The organism is Agarivorans sp. QJM3NY_33, from assembly GCF_050870865.2.
Taxonomy (GTDB): Bacteria; Pseudomonadota; Gammaproteobacteria; order Enterobacterales; family Celerinatantimonadaceae; genus Agarivorans.
On record NZ_CP194039.2, the window covers coordinates 3,125,489 to 3,144,852 of the forward strand.

Genomic DNA, 19,364 nt, shown 5'->3' on the forward strand with positions numbered 1-19,364 from the left:
GCATCCCTATGAAACTTAGGCTTAACCGTCAACTTTATTCAATCGGAACAGCAAATTTGAAACTCTTTGTCCCAAATATTTCGCGGTTGCGAGATCAACGGGATTGACCTGATCGTGACGACTTTGCGCCACAAGCCCAAGCTGACAACCGAGTCGATTTAAGCCATCATTTCGATAACCATCAGCGGTATCTAAACCAAGCCAATACATCCCATGTTGGCTCGCCAGAATCGTTAAATATTGCAAGGTACTCGACTGATCACCATTTAAAGCGCTGCCACAAGTGAAGCCAGCTGCCAGCTTATTAGCCCACTGTTGCTCAGACCAATACTCACTGCTCGCATCGGCAAATGCTTTAAATTGTGCCGAGACCCCGCCCATATAAGTTGGCGTTCCCATGAGCAATGCATCACAACTCAGAATCGATTCAAATAATGGTTTATTCTGAAACCTGCCCGCTATGATTTCTTTCCCCGTAATACAATGCTCAAGCACCTCAATACAAGCTTGTGTTTTCAGTCCCTCAATAATCGCTTGCGCTAATTGTCGCGTGATATCAGTTTTGCTGTAATAAACAACGGCTACTTTCATCTTTTTTGCTCCTGAACAGTTAATATTCAGCAGCATAAAACCTCAAGTCAACTTAAGGTCAAGAGTTTTTGGAGCGAGTTAAGAGTTTAAAGCGCTATAGATACATAGTACGAAGGCAGATACATTTTGAACGAGCAGTCGTCCCTGTTTCCCAATGTTGCCAAACAAACAAGCCAGTTAAGATCGTGAGCCCGCTCTGCTTCGCTGTCCATAGAGCCATCTCATACAAATTTAAATGCTGGAGATTTTAGCGTGGACTCACTTTTATATTCACCCCAATCTTGTTAGGCTGAAGCCATGGCTTTACCAATATTTAACAAAGAGTTAAGTATCAATATATTCGAGGACTAGATGCCAATCATTGAAAAATATAGCGCCCAACGGGCGCAACAAGTGAGTGGCTTAAGTGTTAAACCTGAACAAGCCATATTTGCCATTGACAATGTCTCTGGGTTAATCGCAAAACTTGCAGCGCATGAACACCCGCACCTCGTCATCGTTGAAGATCAAGTGGTCGGATTTTTCATCCTGGATTTAGCGTATAGCGCAAGTTATGACTTTTGTCCGCCAGACTCATTAGGGATCCGCTCATTACTCATAGACCAGCACTCTCAGGGCAAAGGCATTGCAAAAAAAGTACTCTTACAACTCCCCAATTATATCGAGAAAGTTTACCCATCTTTTAGAGCGCTATATTTAACCGTGAACTGCCGAAATAAAGCAGCCTATCAATGTTACGCACAATGTGGTTTTCAAGACACCGGAGATTTGTATCGAGGAGGGCCTGCTGGGCCGCAGCACATCATGAGCTATAAAATGCTGGTGTAACACAGAAACGAGTTAAGCGTTGATGGTGTAACGTGGCGAGCAACGCCACCATCCTACCAAACCATTGTGACATAAACACTAAACCCAAAATAAGCCGGAAAATACCAAGCGTTGAATCGGTCTTAAACGCTTGTATGCGTGCGCTTACTCCGATAATTTCAACCATTCAGATTCCGAAGGCATTGTGGCAAACTTTTCGACGTTGTCGCAGATAAATGCCTCATCCCAGTTTGCTCGCGAATTAACGTAAACATGAGCCTTGATTGTCGTTGCTAAATCTTCAGACATCAAACCAACTGGTACCCAATATGTGTCTTTGCTAGAGCTTATGTTTGGTACAGGGCTTCCACAACATTGGCAAAACTCCGATTTAAAACCTGAACTTGAAACATAACGACTAATAGAATTTGTCCCCGAAAGCCATTTAAAACTATCAGCTCTGACGATTAAAGCTGAATTCGATGACGCCCCAGATACTTTGCGACAAAGCGAACAATGACACTGATAAATCGGAGGTAAGATACCAGATAATTCAAACGACACCTCGCCACACAAACAGTTACCTTTCAAACTCGATCTCCTTAATCGAAAAGTACGCATAACATCGCAAATCAGCCGTGCCGCTTTTTGCGTCGGCTGAATTAGCCTTGTGATGCTTTTCCCTCTTTTTTGTATTCAACATATTCTGCAATCAAACCGTCTGGATGCTTCACTCGCATGTTCTTCCCTGTTGGAACCGATTTTGGGTATTCCAAAATGGTTGAATCATATGCTGTAAGAAATTCCAAAAACTCATCTATTGAATCCACCAAGAACGTAACCTTCGTTTCTATAAATGGTTTCAGGCGGTCTGCAGATCCTGAAATCAACAAAATTGAACCAACCATTGCTAATTCAAGATCTTTTTCCGAATAGTTGAACTTCAGTTCACATTTTTTCCCGAAGAGTTTTTCATAGAAATGAATAGAATGTTCTAACTCTGCTGAGCCAACAAATATTCTTGTGAGAATTTTGTAAATCTGCATTTATATATATTCCTGTTGTTCGATTTCATAGCATAACGCCCGCATCTAGTGAATCCACTCATAATTTCCTTTCAAAACAATAAATAGACGCACATCGCCCTATCTGAACTAATGAATTTCGCCAAAAACACACCTTCACAGATAGATAAGAAAGAGATTCTTAGCGATGTGCGATATCCAAATTCTACAGCAAACACTGGCTAACCAGTGTCCAAATATTCACAAAAACAACTTAATTATCTGATACTTGCTACCGAATCCGTTCTCGACGGCGCTGAATTGACCCTGACCACAATTGGTCGTTCACTTGAAACAAATACTACCGTAAAACATTCAATTAAGCGCATCAACGGACTCCTCGGGAACCACGCCCTTCATCTAGAAAAAGACGCTATCTATAAATGGCATGCTCGGCAGATTTGCGGAGCTAATCCCATGCCTGTATGCTAGTCGATTGGACTGATGTACGAGAGCTACTACGTTACATGACTTTACGTGCGTCGATTGCTGTTAAGGGACGAGCGGTGACGGTATACAGCAAGCCTTCGAATATAAACAGTACAACTCACCCAACAGTCACCAACTCTTCTTGAACAAACTGCAAACCATACTCCCCGATGGGTGTGTTCCGATCATTGTTTCCGATGCTGGCTTTCGAAATACCTGGTTTCGACAAGTAGAAAGTAAAGGCTGGTTTTGGCTCGGCCGAGTCCGGGGCGAAGTCTCTATCAAACTTCCCAACCAACCCTGGTGTTGGAACAAAACTTTTTATTCTGAAGCTACCAACAAACCACACTTTATTGGCGAATGTGAGTTGGCAAAGCCCTCCCCACTTAAGTGTTCTGCTTACTTATACAAGGGCCACCCCAAAGGCAGGAACGGGAAGTGCGGAAGCATCGGCGCTACCACATTCGAGAGCAACAATATTGATGGGCAATCATAGAATATCAACGGTTAACGCACTTCTGTAGGATGACAGAATTATGAGGAGATCCGCCAGCACCCGAATAGGTGTCGGCTGTGCGACACCTATTCTTATTGTATGGTGATTTTTTAATTAGTTAAGTACAAAGTCACCAATCACTTTAACTAACTCTGGTTTTATAGGTAATTCAGGTTGATTGTATGTTTGAAAATTGGATTGCCTATCAAGAGTAGCCTCTTTGAAAATGTGATTCATTTTTTGAATTACAACTTTATCTGCATTTTTATTTGCTGCTGCAAGTTTATCAGCATCCATTAAGCTAACTTGAATATCTGTAGAGCCTTGAACAATTAATACAGGTTTATTAAGTTTAGCAATTTCTTTTTGTGGATCGTATTTAAGCCAAGAAATCATATAAGGCTGCAAGCGTTGACGAAACAAAGAGTTTAAAAATACAGGAACATTTTCAACTGTTTCACCTTGCGATAGTTTATCTAAGATAGATGTTGATTGCTCTATAACAACAGGCGATTGAGATTTTAACTGTTCTCGTATTATTTGATCTATTGGTTGTCCTGCACCTGCTATAGATATAAATTTATCTACATTATTTTTCTGTGAAGCAACCATACCGATTAAAGATCCCTCGCTATGACCAATAACAACTACTTTTTTAAAGTTTCTTAAATTATTCAGGTATTCAACCCAGCTATTAGCATCATGAATATAGTTTTCAAAACGTAATTCATTTTCCTTTAACCCTGAACTTTTACTTTCACCAACACCTCTTTTGTCATACCTTAACGATGAAATCCCTATTTTCGCAAGTTGAACAGCCAACATTTTTAAAGAGTTATTTATCATTGTTGGGTTATTGCCATCTCTATTGGTTGGTCCTGAACCTGCAATAATTAATACTACTGTTTTAGAATCTTTAAAATCGTTTGTCAGTAGAGTCCCCTCTAACTTACCCATACCTGTTTCAATGCTCACAATTTTTTCTATTGCAGTTGCGAATGAATTAAAACTAGTGAATAGCCAAAGTAATGTAATAAAAAATAATTTCATAATGCTCCTTATATTTAAAAACCCATAGTTTTATCAGGCGAATTCCATCCGTAAACGGGCGGTTTTATCTGTTGTAAGATGAGGAAAAGAAGTACGACGAAGATCTGAATATGTGATAACAGAGCCGCGAATACGCTGGGCAATTAACGAGTTTCGCTGGTTGAGTCACTCTGCGGGACTCAAAGATTTACGAGGGGAGCCTACAGCGCCTTGGTAAAGTTTAACCTACAATTACAGGATACTTTATGTCCTTTTCTTTAAAGAAATCCGCCAACATTAAGAACCAAAAACCCAAATTTTTTCAATTTTTAACTCATTACTCTGATTTTAATTTATCGCCAGTTTAAGCGGACTAAAATAGTTGGCTAAAATGTGGATCGAAGCGAAACTGAGCCAACTGTTTTAATTCCGTTTAAGTACCTTGTTGAACGAAGCCGCTCTGCGGCAGAGTGCATCACATCAGATATCTCATATTCAATGTTACGCGGCCAATCGGTCGTGATGAATCGGAGTATGCAGCATGAACCCTACCCAACAACATCGTTATCATGTTTTACATAAACAACACCTTACCAATTTAACCTTACAAGGGAAACGACCAGCCACCATTGATGCGTATTCGCGTGCGGTACGTCGGATTTCTGCTCACTTTGACCGCTCGCTCGATATCTTAAGCCCCGCACAAGTCGGCTTAGTGATAAGCATGACCCAGCAAGCCCGCTATCAAGTATTCTTCTTAGTATTGTATTCAATGGGACTGCGCTTGAGCGAGGCCTTACACTTAACCATTCATGATATTGACCGTCATAGTAGACACCCACCCCAAATAACGAAACGCTTGTAATAGCCTAAACTATCAATAGTGATTTATTTGGGGAATTATCATTATGCCTCAGTCAAGACGCTCGCAAGTGAGCTTATCGGTGACATCGACAGTGGCGAAAGTGGTAATCCCCCCGAAAATTAATCCCATGCAAAAGTAGAATTTTCTCGTATAGTAAATACAGGAGATTCAACATGAAAAAGTCACGTTACACGGACAGTCAGATCTTATCTATTCTCAAGCAGGCTGAGGCTGGTTCACCTGTTCCTGAGCTCTGTCGTGAGCATGGAATGAGCAACGCAACCTTTTACAAGTGGCGTTCGAAATACGGTGGTATGGACGCATCCCTTATGGCGCGGATGAAAGAACTCGAAGATGAAAATCGACGGCTTAAAAAGATGTATGCGGAAGAACGCCTTAAAGCAGAGGTGATCTCAGAGGCGATGGCAAAAAAGTGGTGAAGCCCTGTGAGCGTCGATTGATGGCTCAGCGTTCGGTGGCGAACTATCACATCAGCATTAAAAGTGCATGCTATTGGTTTGGGATCAGCGAGACCTGCTATCGCTATAAATCGAAGCTTCAACCTGAGAATGAGTTGATAGCTCAAGAGTTAGTAACGCTGTGCAACAGTGAAGACTGCTCTGACTGGGGCTTTGGCCTGTGTTTTCACCATTTGCGGAACGTTAAAGGGTATACATGGAACCATAAGCGGGTTTATCGGATCTACTGCGAATTGGCTCTAAACTTACGTATTAGGCCAAAACGACGCCTGAATCGCCATACGCCAGAGCCTCTTAAAGAGCCGATTAAAACAAACCAAGTTTGGTCCGTGGACTTTATGCATGATCAGCTATCTGATGGCCGGAAGTACCGTTTATTCAATGTGATAGATGATTACAAACGTGAAGGTCTGGCGTCAGAACCTGATTTTTCAATGCCCACAGTACGAGTCACTCGGATCTTAGAGCAGCTCATCGAACAACGAACCAAACCTGTTGCGATCCGCTGCGACAATGGTCCTGAGTTCATTAGCCATGCGTTTATTAAATGGGCCAACAACCACGACATTCGAATCGATTATATTCAGCCAGGGAACCCACAACAAAACGCGTATATAGAAAGGTTCAACCGTACTATGAGGTTTGGCTTAGTGAGTAAGTATTTGTTTGACACACTTGAAGAGGTTCAAGAGCGGGCGACCCAATGGTTATGGTTCTACAATCATCAACGACCACACCTTGCAAATGGAGGGTTCCCACCACTAAAAACGGCAGCATGAATTCTACGAATAAATGCGGTTAATAATGGGAGGATTACCAAGTTCCATCATCCAACGTTTAGGGATAAACGAAGCGCAGTGGCTGACTTTAAGCGGTGAGTTTGAACGGCACTTTTCTGGCGCAGTCGGTCAAGAAAGCTTGCTTAGGCAATACCATCAGCATATGGGGCATAAACGAACGGCCGGTTTAAGTTGCAGCAAACGTTTGTTAAATCGCGCTTAAGCGCGAGCTTGCTTTCGAACTATGTCTGAACCATCAGCTTTGCTGAGGCGTGTATTGGCCCAGAAATCATCAAGATGAGTGATTAATGGTGAATTCAGCCACCAATCAGCATGATTAACGCCTGAGAACTAAATGATTGCAGTGGTGTTCACTTCACTAATACTGTTACTGTCCTGTAGTTTTTATCATGGATGTCCTTGCTCTTCCCAGTGAGTGCATTTTCCGTAGCAGCGCCTTGTTATGCATTTTGTGTCACTTTTGTAGTATTGAAACCTTCCTCTGATGTTGGTGCCACAAAATATTTTGTAACCTGCTCAAACATATCTGGTGTATCAGTTGCTGCTCTTTCTGGCTGCTCTTTGCGTCTTTTTCCAATCTGTTTTAGGCAGACTTCATTTGGCAAGTCGATGTATATCAAATTATGTGGCGCTTCGATCTCGGAGAAAATACTCCGAAACCAATTTCTTTGCGAAAGAGTGTTTGCCGGAAAATCCATAACCACATTAGTTCCCGTAGACAATATGGATTGAACAAGTTTTTTAATCTGCGGCTTAAGTAGATTTGAATATTCAATATAATCATTTAGCGATGAAATTCTATTTGGATAAAGCGACGCAAGCCATTCATCTTCTGAAAGCAATACTGCGTTACTTTCCTGTGCGATTTCAGCAGCTCTTGTAGACTTTCCTGAACCCATTTTTCCACAGAAAAAAGTCAAAGATCCTTTGTTCATAGTTTCTCTCTATTTTAATGCATAGACATAATGATTCCCTGGTGAAAGTGTCGACCTCCTGCGTTTGTCGTGGGGATTACCGTCATAACAGAACAGGAGATCGACATGTCTAAATCTAGCACGTTTTTCATTGGACTAGACGTTCACAAAGAAACCACAGATGTCGCTTATTGTGTTGATAACTCGAGAGATGAGCCTATTTACCATGGCACCATCCCCACCAATATTCGCTCTTTCAACAAACTTATCAAAAAATACAAAGACTTGGCTACTCATCTTTGTATAGTTTATAAAGCAGGGACTGAAAACAAGACATCCATTTAAACATTTCAATTGCTGATAGGCATGGCTGCTTATGTGATTTTGTCCCACGAGTTAGAGTGGGTGTCTCAATAATGCCACACGAGTTAGAGTGGGTGTCTCAATAATTTGGTTGGGATGGGTGTCTTGTTTGACGCTCTCTTGTTTGACGCTCTTGGCCCCGCCGACACCAACACCGTTTTACTATAGAAAGGAGCATCGGGCTTGTTCAACACCCGAATAAGGTGTCGGCTGCGCAATACCTATTCTTATTTGTTGTATTTTACCTTTAACCACTGGCCAAACGAACACGAACTAAAGCATTACGAGCAATCAAAATATGAAATGGAAGAATGGTCTTAAGGTAAATTTTACCGCCTATATTATTTGTACGCACCCATGTAGATAAAAACACCCTTCCATTTTGAGATATTACGGACACTCTAAAATTTAAATGTTTATCGTTAAAACCAGCAATCAATTCTTGATTATTTTCAACTTCAACAGGAAAGAACCCTACTTTATCTTTTGCTTCGGGACCATCGCTTGAAAGACCAAAGGGAGAAGTTACCAAATTTCTAATACTAACTAGAAAGCGAGCCCAAACAGGAAAATCCGCGATGATTTCCGCCGCATGACGAGGCGTCAAATCAGACTTTACGGAAAAACAGTCTATAAAATCCGTAGCTCTAATTCGTTTACTCAGAAGACTGCTCAATGGAAGTTCAGTTGCAATAACTTTATTCATCATGTCCATTCTTAATTTTAATGTAAAACGTCCCAATAGAGGGGGGAATAGTTATACTTTACTTTTTTACTAACTCAAAAAACTGAGAGTGGTTTTGGTTGCCTTTAAAGCGAATAAACCACATGCGCCCAATTGCGCAGGTGCCAATTTAACCACCGAAAACACCGCCGCCGATTGATACCAAAACTGCTAAGGAATCGGGTCGAATGCTGCTGTTTGTTATAGCTCAGCGATATGTGACAAAGTTTCTGGGTGACTCTGAACCAGCTTTAGAAGGGTGACAGCTTGTCCGTTTGGAGCACTACGTCCTTGCTCCCAGTTTTCCAATGTTCGAGATGATGTATGCAGCAAACGAGCGAAAACACCACGTGACATATTAAACTGCTCACGAATACTCACAATTTCATCAGGTGAGATATTTAAATCGCTAATATCGTTAACTTGATGGGTTTTAAGGGTAAGCTTGCCCTCTGAGTGCTCTTTCGCTTCAACAAGAGCGGAACTTAATTCTGCAAATAGGTCACGATTGCTCATTGCGCCACGCCTCCATAAAAGACTTTAACTGTTTCTTTTGTTCTGCGGTCAAGTCTGACATTTCATTTTTGCCATAGATAGTTAGCAAGTAGAAACGCCGCTTATCATCGAGGAAGTAATAGATCACACGTGAGCCTCCACGCTTACCTTTGCCTTTACTTGCAACTCGAATCTTTCGCAAACCAACTGTACCTTGAATCGCATCCCCCTGCTTAGGGTTGGACATTAACTCAGCTTGAAAGAGTCTGAACTCTTCATCACTGAGGTATTCATTTCGGTACTTTTCAAAGATGGTTGATTCGACAAATACGCTTTTCATACAGAAAGTGTACGCAACTAGCGTAGAGAAGGCAAACTCTACGTATAACTCCCCAAATAAATCACTATTGATAGTTTAGGCTATAAAGGCGTTTCGTTAGTTGGGATGGGTGTCTTGTTTGACTGACTGCGAATTAAGGTGTCGGCTGCGTGACACCTATTCTTATCTGTTAGTTACAACTTGTTATTTTCCAGTTCAGATATCCTGTCTTTTAGCTTGTCTAACCTTCTTGAGTAAAGGAAAAAACCAATTTGAGAGAATATTATTGCAACATAGAATAGATTATCTTTGTGTTCAGCGGAAGAATCATTCCAAAGCCAAATCGCAAAAACAGTGACAGCTACATATGAAAGAACATTATAAATCATTAGTGTAACTCCGAAGTTAATAGCACACTACGATTCGCAAGTTCTCTATTCACTTTTTTAAGCTCTGACTTGTTAAAAGCAACAGCACCCCAAATCACTAACATAGCTAAGCCACTACGACCAAACTTTCCTTTTGCAAGGGACTTCTCATATAGATCTTTAATACCCAAACTGGATGCACCAATCCCAACATAACTAACGAATGTATCTAAAAACTCATGAAAGCTCTTGTCATTCTGTAGCTCTTTATTCGTCATGGACCACACTCCATACTGTGAATTCAAAAATGTCGCATCCAATGCCCCAGTGATAAGTTTCCCCATCAATGCTCGATTCGATACACTCCGAATAATTTTCATTGCATCGATTCGCTGTTTTTGACTTAGATGCCTATACAAAATCATAGAGCAAATTGCATCGGTTTCATTCTTTCCTCCTCCGACAAGTAACTCCGGTCGGAAACCGATAATTTTTGCAAGGGTTCTTAATTGCTCTCGCTCACTCGATGGTAAGTTGTAGGGCAGTTTACTGATTGAAATTACACTAGCCATTTATGCCTCCGTGCATATTTTTTGATATAAAACTTAAGGTCGCATATCTCTCCTACGATATACGACGTATATTTTTCGAATACTAACCCTGCTTTAAAGGGTAAATAGCACAGACTTCACGCCAAATTGCCACCTTTAGCACCAAAAACTAGACATCATGATCCCCTGGTGAAAGTGTCGACTTCCTGCGTTTATTGTGGGGTCGTCAAACTAGAGCCACACTGTTAAATGCAAGTCATAACAGAACAGGAGATCGACATGTCTAAATCCAGCTCGTTTTTCATTGGACTAGACATTCACAAAGAAACCACAGATGTCGCTTATTGTGTTGATAATTCAAGAGATGAGCCTGTATTCCATGCCACCATCCCCACCAATACTCGCTCTATCGATAAATCTATCAAAAATACAAAATCTTGGCTACTCATCTTTGTGTAGTTTATGAAGCAGGGACTAAAAACAAGACATCCACTTAACCGACTGAAAACAAGACAGCTACTTGAACATTTCAATAGCTGATGGTCATGGCTGTCTATGTGATTTTGTCCCACGAGTTAGAGTGGGTGCCTCAATAATTTGTCAATAATTTGCGTCTAACAAACCGTAACTGGGGCGTGTCGATGGGCTATCAGCTATTTAAAGTAAGCCAATACTTGCGAGGATGGATAAACTACTTTGGGATCGCGAATTGCTATCAACTGTGCGTAGATCTAGATCACTGGATAAGGCGCAGAGTGCGAATGGCCTACTGGCGACAGTGGCGAAAACCGAGAACCAAAGTAAGAAATCTGATGCGTAGAGGAGTACATGTTCAAGCCGCGGTAGCCTGTGGCATAACCAGTAAAGGCCCATGGAGAAGTTCAAAAACACCGGGGATCCAGCAGGCATTATCAAATGCTTACCTAGCATCCCAAGGTCTATTTGCGCTTCGAGATGGATGGATTAAGCTTCACCATTCCAAGTGAAACGCCCTGTGCGGAGCCGCATGCAGGGTGTTGTGGGGGCTGGAGGTTAGATTCCTCCGGCTACCCGATTATTTGTTTAAATAAACGAGCCTAAGAACGCTAAATTTAATATAAAAATAAACACCAACGTCACACGTATTGGCCATTTATAACGATTACCAATAATTAAATTAGTAGCGAAGAGTATGATAGAAGCAAAACCAAACACCAGAGAAGCTCCAATTATTACCCCACCACTATTGCCTCCTTTAAAAAACTCAAACAATGTAGGAGGTAAGTTTTGATAGTTGATTATAAGAAACCACATCCACAAACAACTCAAAACACCAACAATTAAACCAGATATTTCAATTTTAACCAGCATAATAAAAAGCCTATTTTATCTTTATCTAAATAATTAATTGAGGGCTAACTGTATAAAGATGGCTCTTCACCGTTCTTGGTGGAAAGTCATATCAAGCCCTCCAAAGTGAAATAAAATAGCTCGCTTAAAGCGTTCTTTATTTCTAAAACCCATCGAACGTATTTTTAGGCGCTGAATGTTTCCATTTATCGCTTCCGCTAAGCCATTTGATACCTTATAACGCATCGCATTGATGATGCCCTTTAAGTGCGTTTTCACGGTTTCTGCTGCTGTCATCATCGGCCTGATTTGACTGACCTTTATGAGTGCCAACCAATCATTCCAAGCCGCTTTGGCGTTAGCTGCATCGCCATACCAAATGGCTCTTGCTTGCTCTTTGAATATCCAGCTCAAGCCAGTATTTTGCATCATTTTGGCCAGCGCATTCACTCTTTCTCTCAATGTCCCATGTAGGTGGCTGTTTCGTTTTAACCATCCATACCGTGTTTGGTGGCACTCTCTTTTTAAATGCTGGGGCAACGCCATGAGTTCGCTTTTTCTCACTTCATTCACCGCTTTAGTGAGCACCTTTGCGATATGAAAATGGTCTATGGCTATCATTTGCTTAGCCCGCTCACCGAAGTAGTCATATGCTGCGTTTATATATGCTCTGCTCATGTCCATCGATATGGAACGTGTAACCATTGTTGACTCAGGGGGCAATGCCTTAAAGCAAGCTGATAAGCTCAGGCCTGTTCGACCGTCTTCAACCGATATCACCTGACCATCACGATTGGATAATACCGTGACATAGTCATGGCCTTTCTTAAATGCCGTTTCATCGACCAACAGGTCTTGGTAGTTCATGGTGGTTCTGGCTGTCAGACCGCGTTGAACGGCTCGTGCCATAATACGGTCGATGGCTCCCCAGCTAAGCCGATAGGTTTTACTCACCGCGTATAAGGAACTGACTTTAAGCATCTCTATAACGCGAGCCTCAAACAGCTCTGTGTAGCGACTGTTACTTGTCGCCCAAGGCACTTGAAGTGTTTGCACTCCATGCTCTGGGCAATCAGCTCGAGGGACTTCAGCCTCAATACGTGTTTCAAACTGACAGGTATCTAAATGTCGCCAAACCCGCCGCCGAGTATCGTGTCGACGAACAGCCTTACCGCAAGAGGGGCAAGCCGTTAATGAAGCTCGGTCATAGTCAACGCGTACGGTGATGGTTTGGGTTGACTCATTGAGTTCAACAGATGAAACAGCCCAAGGATGAGTTAATCCAAGAATGGATTGATAAAGCGTCGTGTCTTGCATGGTCGCGAGGTATTCATGAACGTTTACTTATTATCTCGCTCATTAATGTTTGTTGAAAGTGTTTCCACTACATTCGGTGAAGAGCCATAAAGATCTATCTAGTGAACTACTACAGCCAAAGACACATAACGCCAGCTTAAGCGGACTAAAATAGTTGGCTAAAATGTGGAGCGAAGCGAAACTGAGCCAACTGTTTTAGTTCCGTTTAAAGCCCTTGTGTACGCTCAGCATGGGCATGAACTAATGAGGTGAAAGTCCTCTGTAGGAAGGTCACCGTTTAATAACACTTTGATTATTAAACGCTAACTACTAGCGAATGGCAAGGGCGTTACCGTGAGGGAATGTCTGAAGGAAGCCGGACGCAAATCTGCGAGCTGATGAACAAAAACATCATATGAGGCGTAGGCTGGAGGCGAGTTGGCACAAGACAACGAAGCCATGTGATCTAACGGCCACCGTAAATGATGCAGCAGTGCAGAGAAAGAGAAAGTGCATGTTCTACTTCTTATAAACAAAGAGTGGGGAGATCTGCTTAACAAGCGATCGTATAACTCACTAGCTTGGCCGCTAGTTCAACAGGCCTGGCACTTAAATCTCATCAACTTAAGTGAGCAAATACGATGAACAACGATAGCGCTATTTGGGGTAACTCAAACGGTGATTAAGCAGAAGTCAGCAGACGGCATAGTAGCCCAACGCCCATCGTAATGGTTGGGACACGGTGAAGGCCTGAACACTTAGAATAAAGGAGGAGCCTTGTTAAACTTGAACACCCATTCGCCGTCCGGCGTAGATGCGATTCAGCGTAATAACTCGCAGCCAACCTTTAGCCAACATCTATTCGAACATATGCTAACGCGGCAGAATATTCAGCTCGCGTGGCAAGGTGTTCGAGCCAATAAAGGGGCTGCTGGAGTGGATAACATGTCCATTGATGCATTTCCTTCTTGGGCAAAACTACACTGGAAGCAGGTTGCTGCTGCGCTGCGTAATGGCCAGTATCAGCCTAAACCGGTTCGCCGTGTGGAGATTGACAAACCCGATGGCGGTAAACGCCAACTGGGGATCCCAACGGTGCTAGACCGTGTTATTCAACAGGCCATAGCTCAAGTGCTTACGCCCATTTTTGACCCTAGTTTCTCAGCTAATAGCTTTGGATTTAGGCCAAACAAGAATGGGCAGCAAGCGGTGAAGCAAGTTCAAGGCATCATCAAGCAAGGCCGACGTTTTGCGGTAGATGTGGATTTATCTAAATTCTTTGACCGAGTTAATCATGACTTATTGATGAGTAAACTGGGTCACCGAATGCAAGATAAGCGCTACTTACACTGATTGGAAAATACCTGAGAGCGGGTTTTATCCATAACCAGTGCTATCAGGAAAGTCGAGAAGGTGTACCGCAAGGGGGACCATTATCGCCCTTGCTGGCCAATATCATGCTCGATCCATTGGACAAAGAGCTGGAAAAGCGAGGGCACAAGTTTGCTCGTTACGCCGATGATTTTACCATTTTGCTGAGAAGTCAGCGTGCGGGTGAACGAGTGCTTACGAGCATTAGTAGCTTCTTGCAACGGCGCTTAAAACTTGTGGTTAATACAGCCAAAAGTCAGGTGGTTAAAACGGCGAAGAGTAAGTTCTTAGGGTTTACCTTTAAAGCGGGACGGCTGCAAATTCACGCCAAAACGTTACACCGTTTTAAACAACAAATTAGGCGTCTAACAAACCGTAACTGGGGCGTGTCGATGGGCTATCAGCTATTTAAAGTAAGCCAATACTTGCGAGGATGGATAAACTACTTTGGGATCGCGAATTGCTATCAACTGTGCGTAGATCTAGATCACTGGATAAGGCGCAGAGTGCGAATGGCCTACTGGCGACAGTGGCGAAAACCGAGAACCAAAGTAAGAAATCTGATGCGTAGAGGAGTACATGTTCAAGCCGCGGTAGCCTGTGGCATAACCAGTAAAGGCCCATGGAGAAGTTCAAAAACACCGGGGATCCAGCAGGCATTATCAAATGCTTACCTAGCATCCCAAGGTCTATTTGCGCTTCGAGATGGATGGATTAAGCTTCACCATTCTAAGTGAAACGCCCTGTGCGGAGCCGCATGCAGGGTGTTGTGGGGGCTGGAGGCTAGATACCTCCGGCTACCCGATTAGATCTTTTTCATGAATGAAACTTCTGTAGGTGAATCTAACCAATGTTCAAATTTGGCAGCAACTGCCTTAGTATGCTCTTGATTATGATGATTTTCTAAAGCTACTTTATTCAACCACTCTTCGTACAAATAAATGTAATTAGCGCACTCTGATTCATGAAGTTCAAATCTTATGCAACCCTCCTCACTACGCGTTGCTTCTAGCATACTCAAAAGTTCTGATTTTGCTGACTCAAAGAATTCTTTCTTCGGTGTGATTTTTGCAAATATAAATGTATTTCTGTTTGTCATGTTTTTCCTTAATTACAAATTAACGATGCTAGAGATCTAACAACTTTTTAGATAATTATTGATATTGGCCTGCTGCTTACACACTTAGCCTTTATTCATATTGTTTTAAACTTGAAATCACCAACCAATTTATTTAATAACAGTAACTTAGCAATCTATTGCCCCATTGTAAATAAAACGCTTCGATTCTTTAATTTAGTTATCACGGTAAATTTAGCTAACCTTTTTAGCACAAAGTGAAGCCTCTAAATTGTATTTTGAAATGACAATCAATGCAGCAACAGACCTGACATTTAAAACCGTACATATCCGAGCGAGGATCTAACGCCTAATTAACAGGCAAAAAGTAGTTGGCTAAAATAGGTGAACGGAGTGAACAAAAAGCCAACTGTTTTTTGTCCTTGTTTAATTTCTTGTTATGTGAATTTAAAGCCAAGGTAATTCCCCGTGTTTATCAGTGAAAGTATGAGCAATTGCATGGTATATAACAGGATCCTTTTCTTTCCAATGTCTCCAAGCAGCGGATACACCAGCGCCTAAACCACGATTGTTACCGTAATCACTGCCTTTATCTTTTAGGATTTCATTGAGTGAAGATAAAGATATTTGAATTTTTTTAGAATATAAAGCTATAGCTAGCTCGCCAATAAAATCATAAACTTCCGTTTTATTCATCTAATTTAATTCTCCGAGATTTGATGTGGACTATTCACATAACGCCGCACTAAGCGGACTAAAATAGTGGGTTAAAATGTGTAGCGAAGCGAAACGTAACCCACTGTTTTAGTTCCGTTTAAGTGCCTTGTGTACGCTCAGCATGGGCATGAACTAATGAGGTGAAAGTCCTCTGTAGGAAGGTCACCGTTTAATAACATTCTGATTATTAAACGCTAACTACTAGCGAATGGCAAGGGCATTGCCGCGAGGGAATGTCTGAAGGAAGCCGGACGCAAATCTGCGAGCTGATGAACAAGAACATCATATGAGGCGTAGGCTGGAGGCGAGTTGGCACAAGACAACGAAGCCATGTGATCTAACGGCCACCGTAAATGATGCAGCAGTGCAGAGACAGTGCATGTTCTTATCTGGGGAGGTCTGCTTAACAGGCGATCGTTAAACTCACTAGCTTGGCCGCTAGTTCAACAGGCCTGGCACTTAAGTCTCATCAACTTAAGTGAGCAAATACGATGAACAACGATAGCGCTATTTGGGGTAACTCAAACGGTGATTAAGCAGAAGTCAGCAGACGGCATAGTAGCCCAACGCCCATCGTAATGGTTGGGACATGGTGAAGGCCTGAACCTGAAAATCAATGAGGAGCCTGTGCAGCTCATTGTCTCCGTATCCGACCGGACTGAGGAGTCATGGCGCAAAAAAACAGAAGCCATCATTGGAATGCAAAGGAGCTAATCGGCCGTTGTATTTTAACCGTTTTCAGGAAACGCCCTGTGCGGAGCCGCATGCAGGGTGTTGTGGGGGCTGGAGGTTAGATACCTCCGGCTACCCGATTAAATTGCTTACCAAGGTAGCTCACCTGTATCCAAACTTATATAGTCTCGTGTTTTTAGTTTGTTGCATTTCACCATCGCCAGTAATTTTTTTGCTGATAATTCTGGTGTCATGTCAGCATCAGTTGAAGCCATTTTGGTTAATAGTCGTCCCGGGTGTATCGCAACAACTCGAATATTCAAATCTTCTAGATCATCAGCAAGGCAAAGTGTAAGCATATTCTGTGCGGCTTTACTTATGCGATAAGAATATGAGCATCCTGAACCTTTAGCTGCTAATTCAGACTGCATAGTTAATGAGCCTCTACGAGAACTGATATTGATTACAAGGGAATTATGCTTTCTTTTTAAAGCAACTAAAGCCCCCTTAACTGTCGCTAAGACACCTATACAATTAGTTTCAAATTCTTTACGCAAAAACTCAGATTTCGTAGATTCTAGCGTTGGGGCTTTTGTACCCGAACCAGCATTGTTGATAATAACATCTAAGGATATATCGCTTAACCACTCATTTAATAACACTTCATATTTATTAGTGGTCACGTCGCAAATTAAAACATTTGCGTTAGGTAACTCTTTAAGTAAATCAATTTTTGAAGATTCAGTACGTACTACTAAATACAATTCATAACCACAGGCAGAAAATTGTTGTGCTAATGCTAAACCTAACCCTCTATTTGCACCTGTTATTAATACAGAATTCATAATACTCCATTGCAATTTAACAGTATATTAATATGCAAATTCCCATCTTTCACGCATGCGAAGTTACCACCTATCACGCACCACAGAAATTCACATATCCTTTAATATTTAAATTTATCAACAGCATACCAGTCAATCATCATTTTGACCATGCGTGAAAGATGGTAATGCATTTGCAGAAAGATGGGAACCAAATTAACTGTATAAATATGGCTCTTCACCGTTCTTGGTGGAAAGTCATATCAAGCCCTCCAAAGTGAAATAAAATAGCTCGTTTAAAGCGTTCTTTATTTCTAAAACCCATCGAACGTATTTTTAGGCGCTGAATGTTTCCATTTATCGCTTCCGCTAAGCCATTTGATACCTTATAACGCATCGCATTGATGATGTCCTTTAAGTTCGTTTTCACGGTTTCTGCTGCTGTCATCATCGGCCTGATTTGACTGACCTTTATGAGTGCCAACCAATCATTCCAAGCTGCTTTGGCCTTACCTGCATGGCCATACCAAATGGCCCTTGCTTGCTCTTTGAATATCCAGCTCAAGCCAGTATTTTGCATCATTTTGGCCAGCGTATTCACTCTTTCTCTCAATGTCCCATGTAGGTGGCTGTTTCGTTTTAACCATCCATACCGTGTTTGGTGGCACTCTCTTTTTAAATGCTGGGGCAACGCCATGAGTTCGCTTTTTCTCACTTCATTAACCGCTTTAGTGAGGACCTTTGCGATATGGAACGTGTAACCATTATTGACTCAGAACCAGGGACTGAAAACAAGGCAGCCACTTGAACATTTCAATAGCTGATGGTCATGGCTGTCTATGTGATTTTGTCCCACGAGTTAGAGTGGGTGTCTCAATAATTATTTTTTTGCGATATGAAAATGGTCTATGGCTATCATCTGCTTAGCCCGCTCACCGAAGTAGTCATATGCTGCGTTTATATACGCTCTGCTCATGTCCATCGATATGGAACGTGTAACCATTATTGACTCAGAAGCAGGGACTGAAAACAAGACATCCACTTAACCGACTGAAAACAAGGCAGCCACTTAAACATTTCAATAGCTGATGGTCATGGCTGTCTATGTGATTTTGTCCCACGAGTTAGAGTAGGTGTCTCAATAATTATTTCTGTGACTTGAATAGTGCCATTTTAGGGTTAACCGATAAATGTCTAGTGCCCCTGACATTCCGAAGGACCGGATAGTCTCAGGCAGCGATAAGATCGCACTAAGAGAGCCTCTATATGTGTTTGCTGTAAACGATGATTTAACAGCTAACTGACAAACGAAGTAGATGCATTTGTTGATTGATTTTAATTTGACTGCAAGAGCAGTCAAATAAGTTAGGCTCGCCTATTGACTACCCGGAGGCTCATATGTGTTAGGGTTGCTTTACCACGGAAAGCAACTGAAACTTACAGGCCTTATTTGACCACTTAACTTTGTTGCTACCTCAGTCCATGATTTTGAACCATTAGCGTGAACAAGTAACTTTGATATTCGATTTTTTATAACATTCCAATCAAATTCTTCAAGGATTAAAGTCGGGGGTGAAAAACAATTTATTGGTCGATAACTTAAAGCACTAGGTGATGCAACATAAAACTCAAAAAACACACTGCCTGCTTGATGATTTTCAAAGCACAAATCTAATTCAATCAAGATATCGAAGTTTTCAAAATCTTCTGGGTAACCAGAATCAGAAGGCTCTAATTGATCACTTGATATGCCAAGTAGCTCGATATTCATAGGTAACCCTAA

The 19,364-nt window shown here is 41.8% G+C and carries 22 protein-coding genes and 3 pseudogenes; 9 read left to right on the plus strand and 16 right to left on the minus strand.

Going from position 1 to position 19,364, the window contains the following annotated elements; genetic code table 11:
* Positions 1–21 precede the first annotated feature (21 nt).
* Positions 22–591 (minus strand): flavodoxin family protein, encoded by a 570-nt coding sequence (locus ACRRSY_RS14000; protein WP_432463482.1) that lies wholly within the window; start codon positions 589–591, stop codon positions 22–24.
* 351 nt (positions 592–942) lie between these two features.
* Here ACRRSY_RS14000 and ACRRSY_RS14005 point away from each other — a divergent pair, with 351 nt between their 5' ends.
* A complete protein-coding gene (locus tag ACRRSY_RS14005; protein WP_432463483.1) occupies positions 943–1,419 on the plus strand; it encodes a GNAT family N-acetyltransferase in 477 nt (158 codons plus the stop codon).
* A 144-nt stretch (positions 1,420–1,563) separates the two neighbouring features.
* On the opposite strand, the gene ACRRSY_RS14010 is transcribed toward ACRRSY_RS14005, so the two are convergent.
* The 3 genes from ACRRSY_RS14010 to ACRRSY_RS14020 all read right to left on the minus strand — a co-directional run bounded on the left by ACRRSY_RS14010 (position 1,564) and on the right by ACRRSY_RS14020 (position 4,437).
* On the minus strand, positions 1,564–2,019 hold the full coding sequence (locus ACRRSY_RS14010) for a GFA family protein (protein ID WP_432463484.1): 456 nt from the start codon (positions 2,017–2,019) through the stop codon (positions 1,564–1,566).
* Between the two features lie 41 nt (positions 2,020–2,060).
* Complete coding sequence (locus ACRRSY_RS14015; protein ID WP_432463485.1) at positions 2,061–2,444, minus strand: VOC family protein; 384 nt, start codon at positions 2,442–2,444, stop codon at positions 2,061–2,063.
* Between the two features lie 1,057 nt (positions 2,445–3,501).
* Positions 3,502–4,437, minus strand: a complete 936-nt coding sequence (locus ACRRSY_RS14020; RefSeq protein ID WP_432463486.1) for an alpha/beta hydrolase — start codon at positions 4,435–4,437, stop codon at positions 3,502–3,504.
* Positions 4,438–4,468: 31 nt separating this feature from the next.
* Here ACRRSY_RS14020 and ACRRSY_RS14025 point away from each other — a divergent pair.
* The 4 genes and pseudogenes from ACRRSY_RS14025 to ACRRSY_RS14040 form a co-directional block, all read left to right on the plus strand.
* A pseudogene (locus ACRRSY_RS14025) lies at positions 4,469–4,654 on the plus strand (hypothetical protein); the annotation flags it as partial.
* A 303-nt stretch (positions 4,655–4,957) separates the two neighbouring features.
* On the plus strand, positions 4,958–5,281 hold the full coding sequence (locus tag ACRRSY_RS14030) for a hypothetical protein (RefSeq protein WP_432463487.1): 324 nt from the start codon (positions 4,958–4,960) through the stop codon (positions 5,279–5,281).
* A 173-nt stretch (positions 5,282–5,454) separates the two neighbouring features.
* Positions 5,455–6,539, plus strand: a protein-coding gene (locus tag ACRRSY_RS14035) for an IS3 family transposase (protein WP_432463339.1) whose coding sequence is annotated in 2 segments (ribosomal slippage) — positions 5,455–5,704 and positions 5,704–6,539 — 1,086 coding nt in all. Because the reading frame shifts where the segments join, the coding sequence is not laid out codon by codon here.
* A gap of 13 nt (positions 6,540–6,552) precedes the next feature.
* Entirely contained in the window at positions 6,553–6,762 is a 210-nt protein-coding gene (locus ACRRSY_RS14040) for a hypothetical protein (RefSeq protein ID WP_439033326.1), read from the plus strand.
* A gap of 238 nt (positions 6,763–7,000) precedes the next feature.
* Here the strand turns inward: ACRRSY_RS14040 and ACRRSY_RS14045 are convergent, their stop codons facing one another.
* Positions 7,001–7,495 (minus strand): AAA family ATPase, encoded by a 495-nt coding sequence (locus ACRRSY_RS14045; protein WP_432463489.1) that lies wholly within the window; start codon positions 7,493–7,495, stop codon positions 7,001–7,003.
* Between the two features lie 105 nt (positions 7,496–7,600).
* Between ACRRSY_RS14045 and ACRRSY_RS14050 the strand changes: the two genes are divergently transcribed.
* Complete coding sequence (locus ACRRSY_RS14050; protein ID WP_432463490.1) at positions 7,601–7,819, plus strand: hypothetical protein; 219 nt, start codon at positions 7,601–7,603, stop codon at positions 7,817–7,819.
* 265 nt (positions 7,820–8,084) lie between these two features.
* On the opposite strand, the gene ACRRSY_RS14055 is transcribed toward ACRRSY_RS14050, so the two are convergent.
* The 4 genes from ACRRSY_RS14055 to ACRRSY_RS14070 all read right to left on the minus strand — a co-directional run bounded on the left by ACRRSY_RS14055 (position 8,085) and on the right by ACRRSY_RS14070 (position 10,315).
* The gene (locus ACRRSY_RS14055) at positions 8,085–8,546 is read right to left on the minus strand and encodes a DUF2867 domain-containing protein (RefSeq protein WP_432463491.1); all 462 of its coding nucleotides are present in this window, start codon (positions 8,544–8,546) and stop codon (positions 8,085–8,087) included.
* A 216-nt stretch (positions 8,547–8,762) separates the two neighbouring features.
* On the minus strand, positions 8,763–9,077 hold the full coding sequence (locus ACRRSY_RS14060) for a helix-turn-helix domain-containing protein (RefSeq protein WP_432452593.1): 315 nt from the start codon (positions 9,075–9,077) through the stop codon (positions 8,763–8,765).
* Positions 9,064–9,396: a type II toxin-antitoxin system RelE/ParE family toxin gene (locus tag ACRRSY_RS14065; RefSeq protein ID WP_432463492.1), complete on the minus strand. Its 333-nt coding sequence runs from the start codon at positions 9,394–9,396 to the stop codon at positions 9,064–9,066. The genes ACRRSY_RS14060 and ACRRSY_RS14065 overlap by 14 nt, the downstream gene beginning before the upstream one ends.
* 367 nt (positions 9,397–9,763) lie before the next feature.
* Positions 9,764–10,315 (minus strand): hypothetical protein, encoded by a 552-nt coding sequence (locus ACRRSY_RS14070; RefSeq protein ID WP_432452591.1) that lies wholly within the window; start codon positions 10,313–10,315, stop codon positions 9,764–9,766.
* 258 nt (positions 10,316–10,573) lie between these two features.
* On the opposite strand from ACRRSY_RS14070, the gene ACRRSY_RS14075 reads away from it, so the two are divergent.
* Together ACRRSY_RS14075 and ACRRSY_RS14080 are read left to right on the plus strand one after the other, a co-directional pair.
* Positions 10,574–10,753, plus strand: a complete 180-nt coding sequence (locus ACRRSY_RS14075; RefSeq protein ID WP_432463493.1) for a hypothetical protein — start codon at positions 10,574–10,576, stop codon at positions 10,751–10,753.
* Between the two features lie 152 nt (positions 10,754–10,905).
* Positions 10,906–11,280: pseudogene (locus tag ACRRSY_RS14080) on the plus strand (group II intron maturase-specific domain-containing protein); the annotation flags it as partial.
* Between the two features lie 76 nt (positions 11,281–11,356).
* Here ACRRSY_RS14080 and ACRRSY_RS14085 read toward each other — a convergent pair.
* Both ACRRSY_RS14085 and ACRRSY_RS14090 read right to left on the minus strand, forming a co-directional pair.
* On the minus strand, positions 11,357–11,644 hold the full coding sequence (locus ACRRSY_RS14085; RefSeq protein ID WP_432463494.1) for a hypothetical protein: 288 nt from the start codon (positions 11,642–11,644) through the stop codon (positions 11,357–11,359).
* Positions 11,645–11,710: 66 nt separating this feature from the next.
* Positions 11,711–12,940 (minus strand): ISL3 family transposase, encoded by a 1,230-nt coding sequence (locus tag ACRRSY_RS14090; protein ID WP_432463495.1) that lies wholly within the window; start codon positions 12,938–12,940, stop codon positions 11,711–11,713.
* 756 nt (positions 12,941–13,696) lie between these two features.
* Between ACRRSY_RS14090 and ltrA the strand changes: the two are divergent.
* Positions 13,697–15,027 (plus strand): annotated as a pseudogene (ltrA, locus tag ACRRSY_RS14095) (group II intron reverse transcriptase/maturase).
* Between the two features lie 68 nt (positions 15,028–15,095).
* Here ltrA and ACRRSY_RS14100 read toward each other — a convergent pair.
* The 5 genes from ACRRSY_RS14100 to ACRRSY_RS14120 all read right to left on the minus strand — a co-directional run bounded on the left by ACRRSY_RS14100 (position 15,096) and on the right by ACRRSY_RS14120 (position 19,352).
* Positions 15,096–15,389: a putative quinol monooxygenase gene (locus ACRRSY_RS14100; RefSeq protein ID WP_432463496.1), complete on the minus strand. Its 294-nt coding sequence runs from the start codon at positions 15,387–15,389 to the stop codon at positions 15,096–15,098.
* 426 nt (positions 15,390–15,815) lie between these two features.
* Positions 15,816–16,064, minus strand: a complete 249-nt coding sequence (locus ACRRSY_RS14105; protein WP_432463497.1) for a hypothetical protein — start codon at positions 16,062–16,064, stop codon at positions 15,816–15,818.
* An 842-nt stretch (positions 16,065–16,906) separates the two neighbouring features.
* The gene (locus ACRRSY_RS14110) at positions 16,907–17,602 is read right to left on the minus strand and encodes an SDR family NAD(P)-dependent oxidoreductase (protein ID WP_432463498.1); all 696 of its coding nucleotides are present in this window, start codon (positions 17,600–17,602) and stop codon (positions 16,907–16,909) included.
* Positions 17,603–17,819: 217 nt separating this feature from the next.
* Positions 17,820–18,278 (minus strand): transposase, encoded by a 459-nt coding sequence (locus ACRRSY_RS14115; protein ID WP_439033327.1) that lies wholly within the window; start codon positions 18,276–18,278, stop codon positions 17,820–17,822.
* Positions 18,279–18,995: 717 nt separating this feature from the next.
* The gene (locus tag ACRRSY_RS14120) at positions 18,996–19,352 is read right to left on the minus strand and encodes an Imm8 family immunity protein (RefSeq protein WP_432463499.1); all 357 of its coding nucleotides are present in this window, start codon (positions 19,350–19,352) and stop codon (positions 18,996–18,998) included.
* Between the last annotated feature and the right edge of the window lie 12 nt (positions 19,353–19,364).

Excerpts from the sequence above, each read along its gene's own strand:
- ACRRSY_RS14005 (WP_432463483.1), top strand. The coding sequence starts at position 943 with ATGCCAATCATTGAAAAATATAGCGCCCAACGGGCGCAACAAGTGAGT.
- ACRRSY_RS14105 (WP_432463497.1), bottom strand. The coding sequence starts at position 16,064 with ATGAATAAAACGGAAGTTTATGATTTTATTGGCGAGCTAGCTATAGCT.
- ACRRSY_RS14020 (WP_432463486.1), bottom strand. The coding sequence starts at position 4,437 with ATGAAATTATTTTTTATTACATTACTTTGGCTATTCACTAGTTTTAAT.
- ACRRSY_RS14100 (WP_432463496.1), bottom strand. The coding sequence starts at position 15,389 with ATGACAAACAGAAATACATTTATATTTGCAAAAATCACACCGAAGAAA.
- ACRRSY_RS14120 (WP_432463499.1), bottom strand. The coding sequence starts at position 19,352 with ATGAATATCGAGCTACTTGGCATATCAAGTGATCAATTAGAGCCTTCT.
- ACRRSY_RS14050 (WP_432463490.1), top strand. The coding sequence starts at position 7,601 with ATGTCTAAATCTAGCACGTTTTTCATTGGACTAGACGTTCACAAAGAA.
- ACRRSY_RS14015 (WP_432463485.1), bottom strand. The coding sequence starts at position 2,444 with ATGCAGATTTACAAAATTCTCACAAGAATATTTGTTGGCTCAGCAGAG.
- ACRRSY_RS14010 (WP_432463484.1), bottom strand. The coding sequence starts at position 2,019 with ATGCGTACTTTTCGATTAAGGAGATCGAGTTTGAAAGGTAACTGTTTG.
- ACRRSY_RS14055 (WP_432463491.1), bottom strand. The coding sequence starts at position 8,546 with ATGATGAATAAAGTTATTGCAACTGAACTTCCATTGAGCAGTCTTCTG.
- ACRRSY_RS14115 (WP_439033327.1), bottom strand. The coding sequence starts at position 18,278 with ATGGCGTTGCCCCAGCATTTAAAAAGAGAGTGCCACCAAACACGGTAT.
- ACRRSY_RS14065 (WP_432463492.1), bottom strand. The coding sequence starts at position 9,396 with ATGAAAAGCGTATTTGTCGAATCAACCATCTTTGAAAAGTACCGAAAT.
- ACRRSY_RS14110 (WP_432463498.1), bottom strand. The coding sequence starts at position 17,602 with ATGAATTCTGTATTAATAACAGGTGCAAATAGAGGGTTAGGTTTAGCA.
- ACRRSY_RS14040 (WP_439033326.1), top strand. The coding sequence starts at position 6,553 with ATGCGGTTAATAATGGGAGGATTACCAAGTTCCATCATCCAACGTTTA.
- ACRRSY_RS14090 (WP_432463495.1), bottom strand. The coding sequence starts at position 12,940 with ATGCAAGACACGACGCTTTATCAATCCATTCTTGGATTAACTCATCCT.
- ACRRSY_RS14085 (WP_432463494.1), bottom strand. The coding sequence starts at position 11,644 with ATGCTGGTTAAAATTGAAATATCTGGTTTAATTGTTGGTGTTTTGAGT.
- ACRRSY_RS14075 (WP_432463493.1), top strand. The coding sequence starts at position 10,574 with ATGTCTAAATCCAGCTCGTTTTTCATTGGACTAGACATTCACAAAGAA.
- ACRRSY_RS14000 (WP_432463482.1), bottom strand. The coding sequence starts at position 591 with ATGAAAGTAGCCGTTGTTTATTACAGCAAAACTGATATCACGCGACAA.
- ACRRSY_RS14030 (WP_432463487.1), top strand. The coding sequence starts at position 4,958 with ATGAACCCTACCCAACAACATCGTTATCATGTTTTACATAAACAACAC.
- ACRRSY_RS14045 (WP_432463489.1), bottom strand. The coding sequence starts at position 7,495 with ATGAACAAAGGATCTTTGACTTTTTTCTGTGGAAAAATGGGTTCAGGA.
- ACRRSY_RS14070 (WP_432452591.1), bottom strand. The coding sequence starts at position 10,315 with ATGGCTAGTGTAATTTCAATCAGTAAACTGCCCTACAACTTACCATCG.
- ACRRSY_RS14060 (WP_432452593.1), bottom strand. The coding sequence starts at position 9,077 with ATGAGCAATCGTGACCTATTTGCAGAATTAAGTTCCGCTCTTGTTGAA.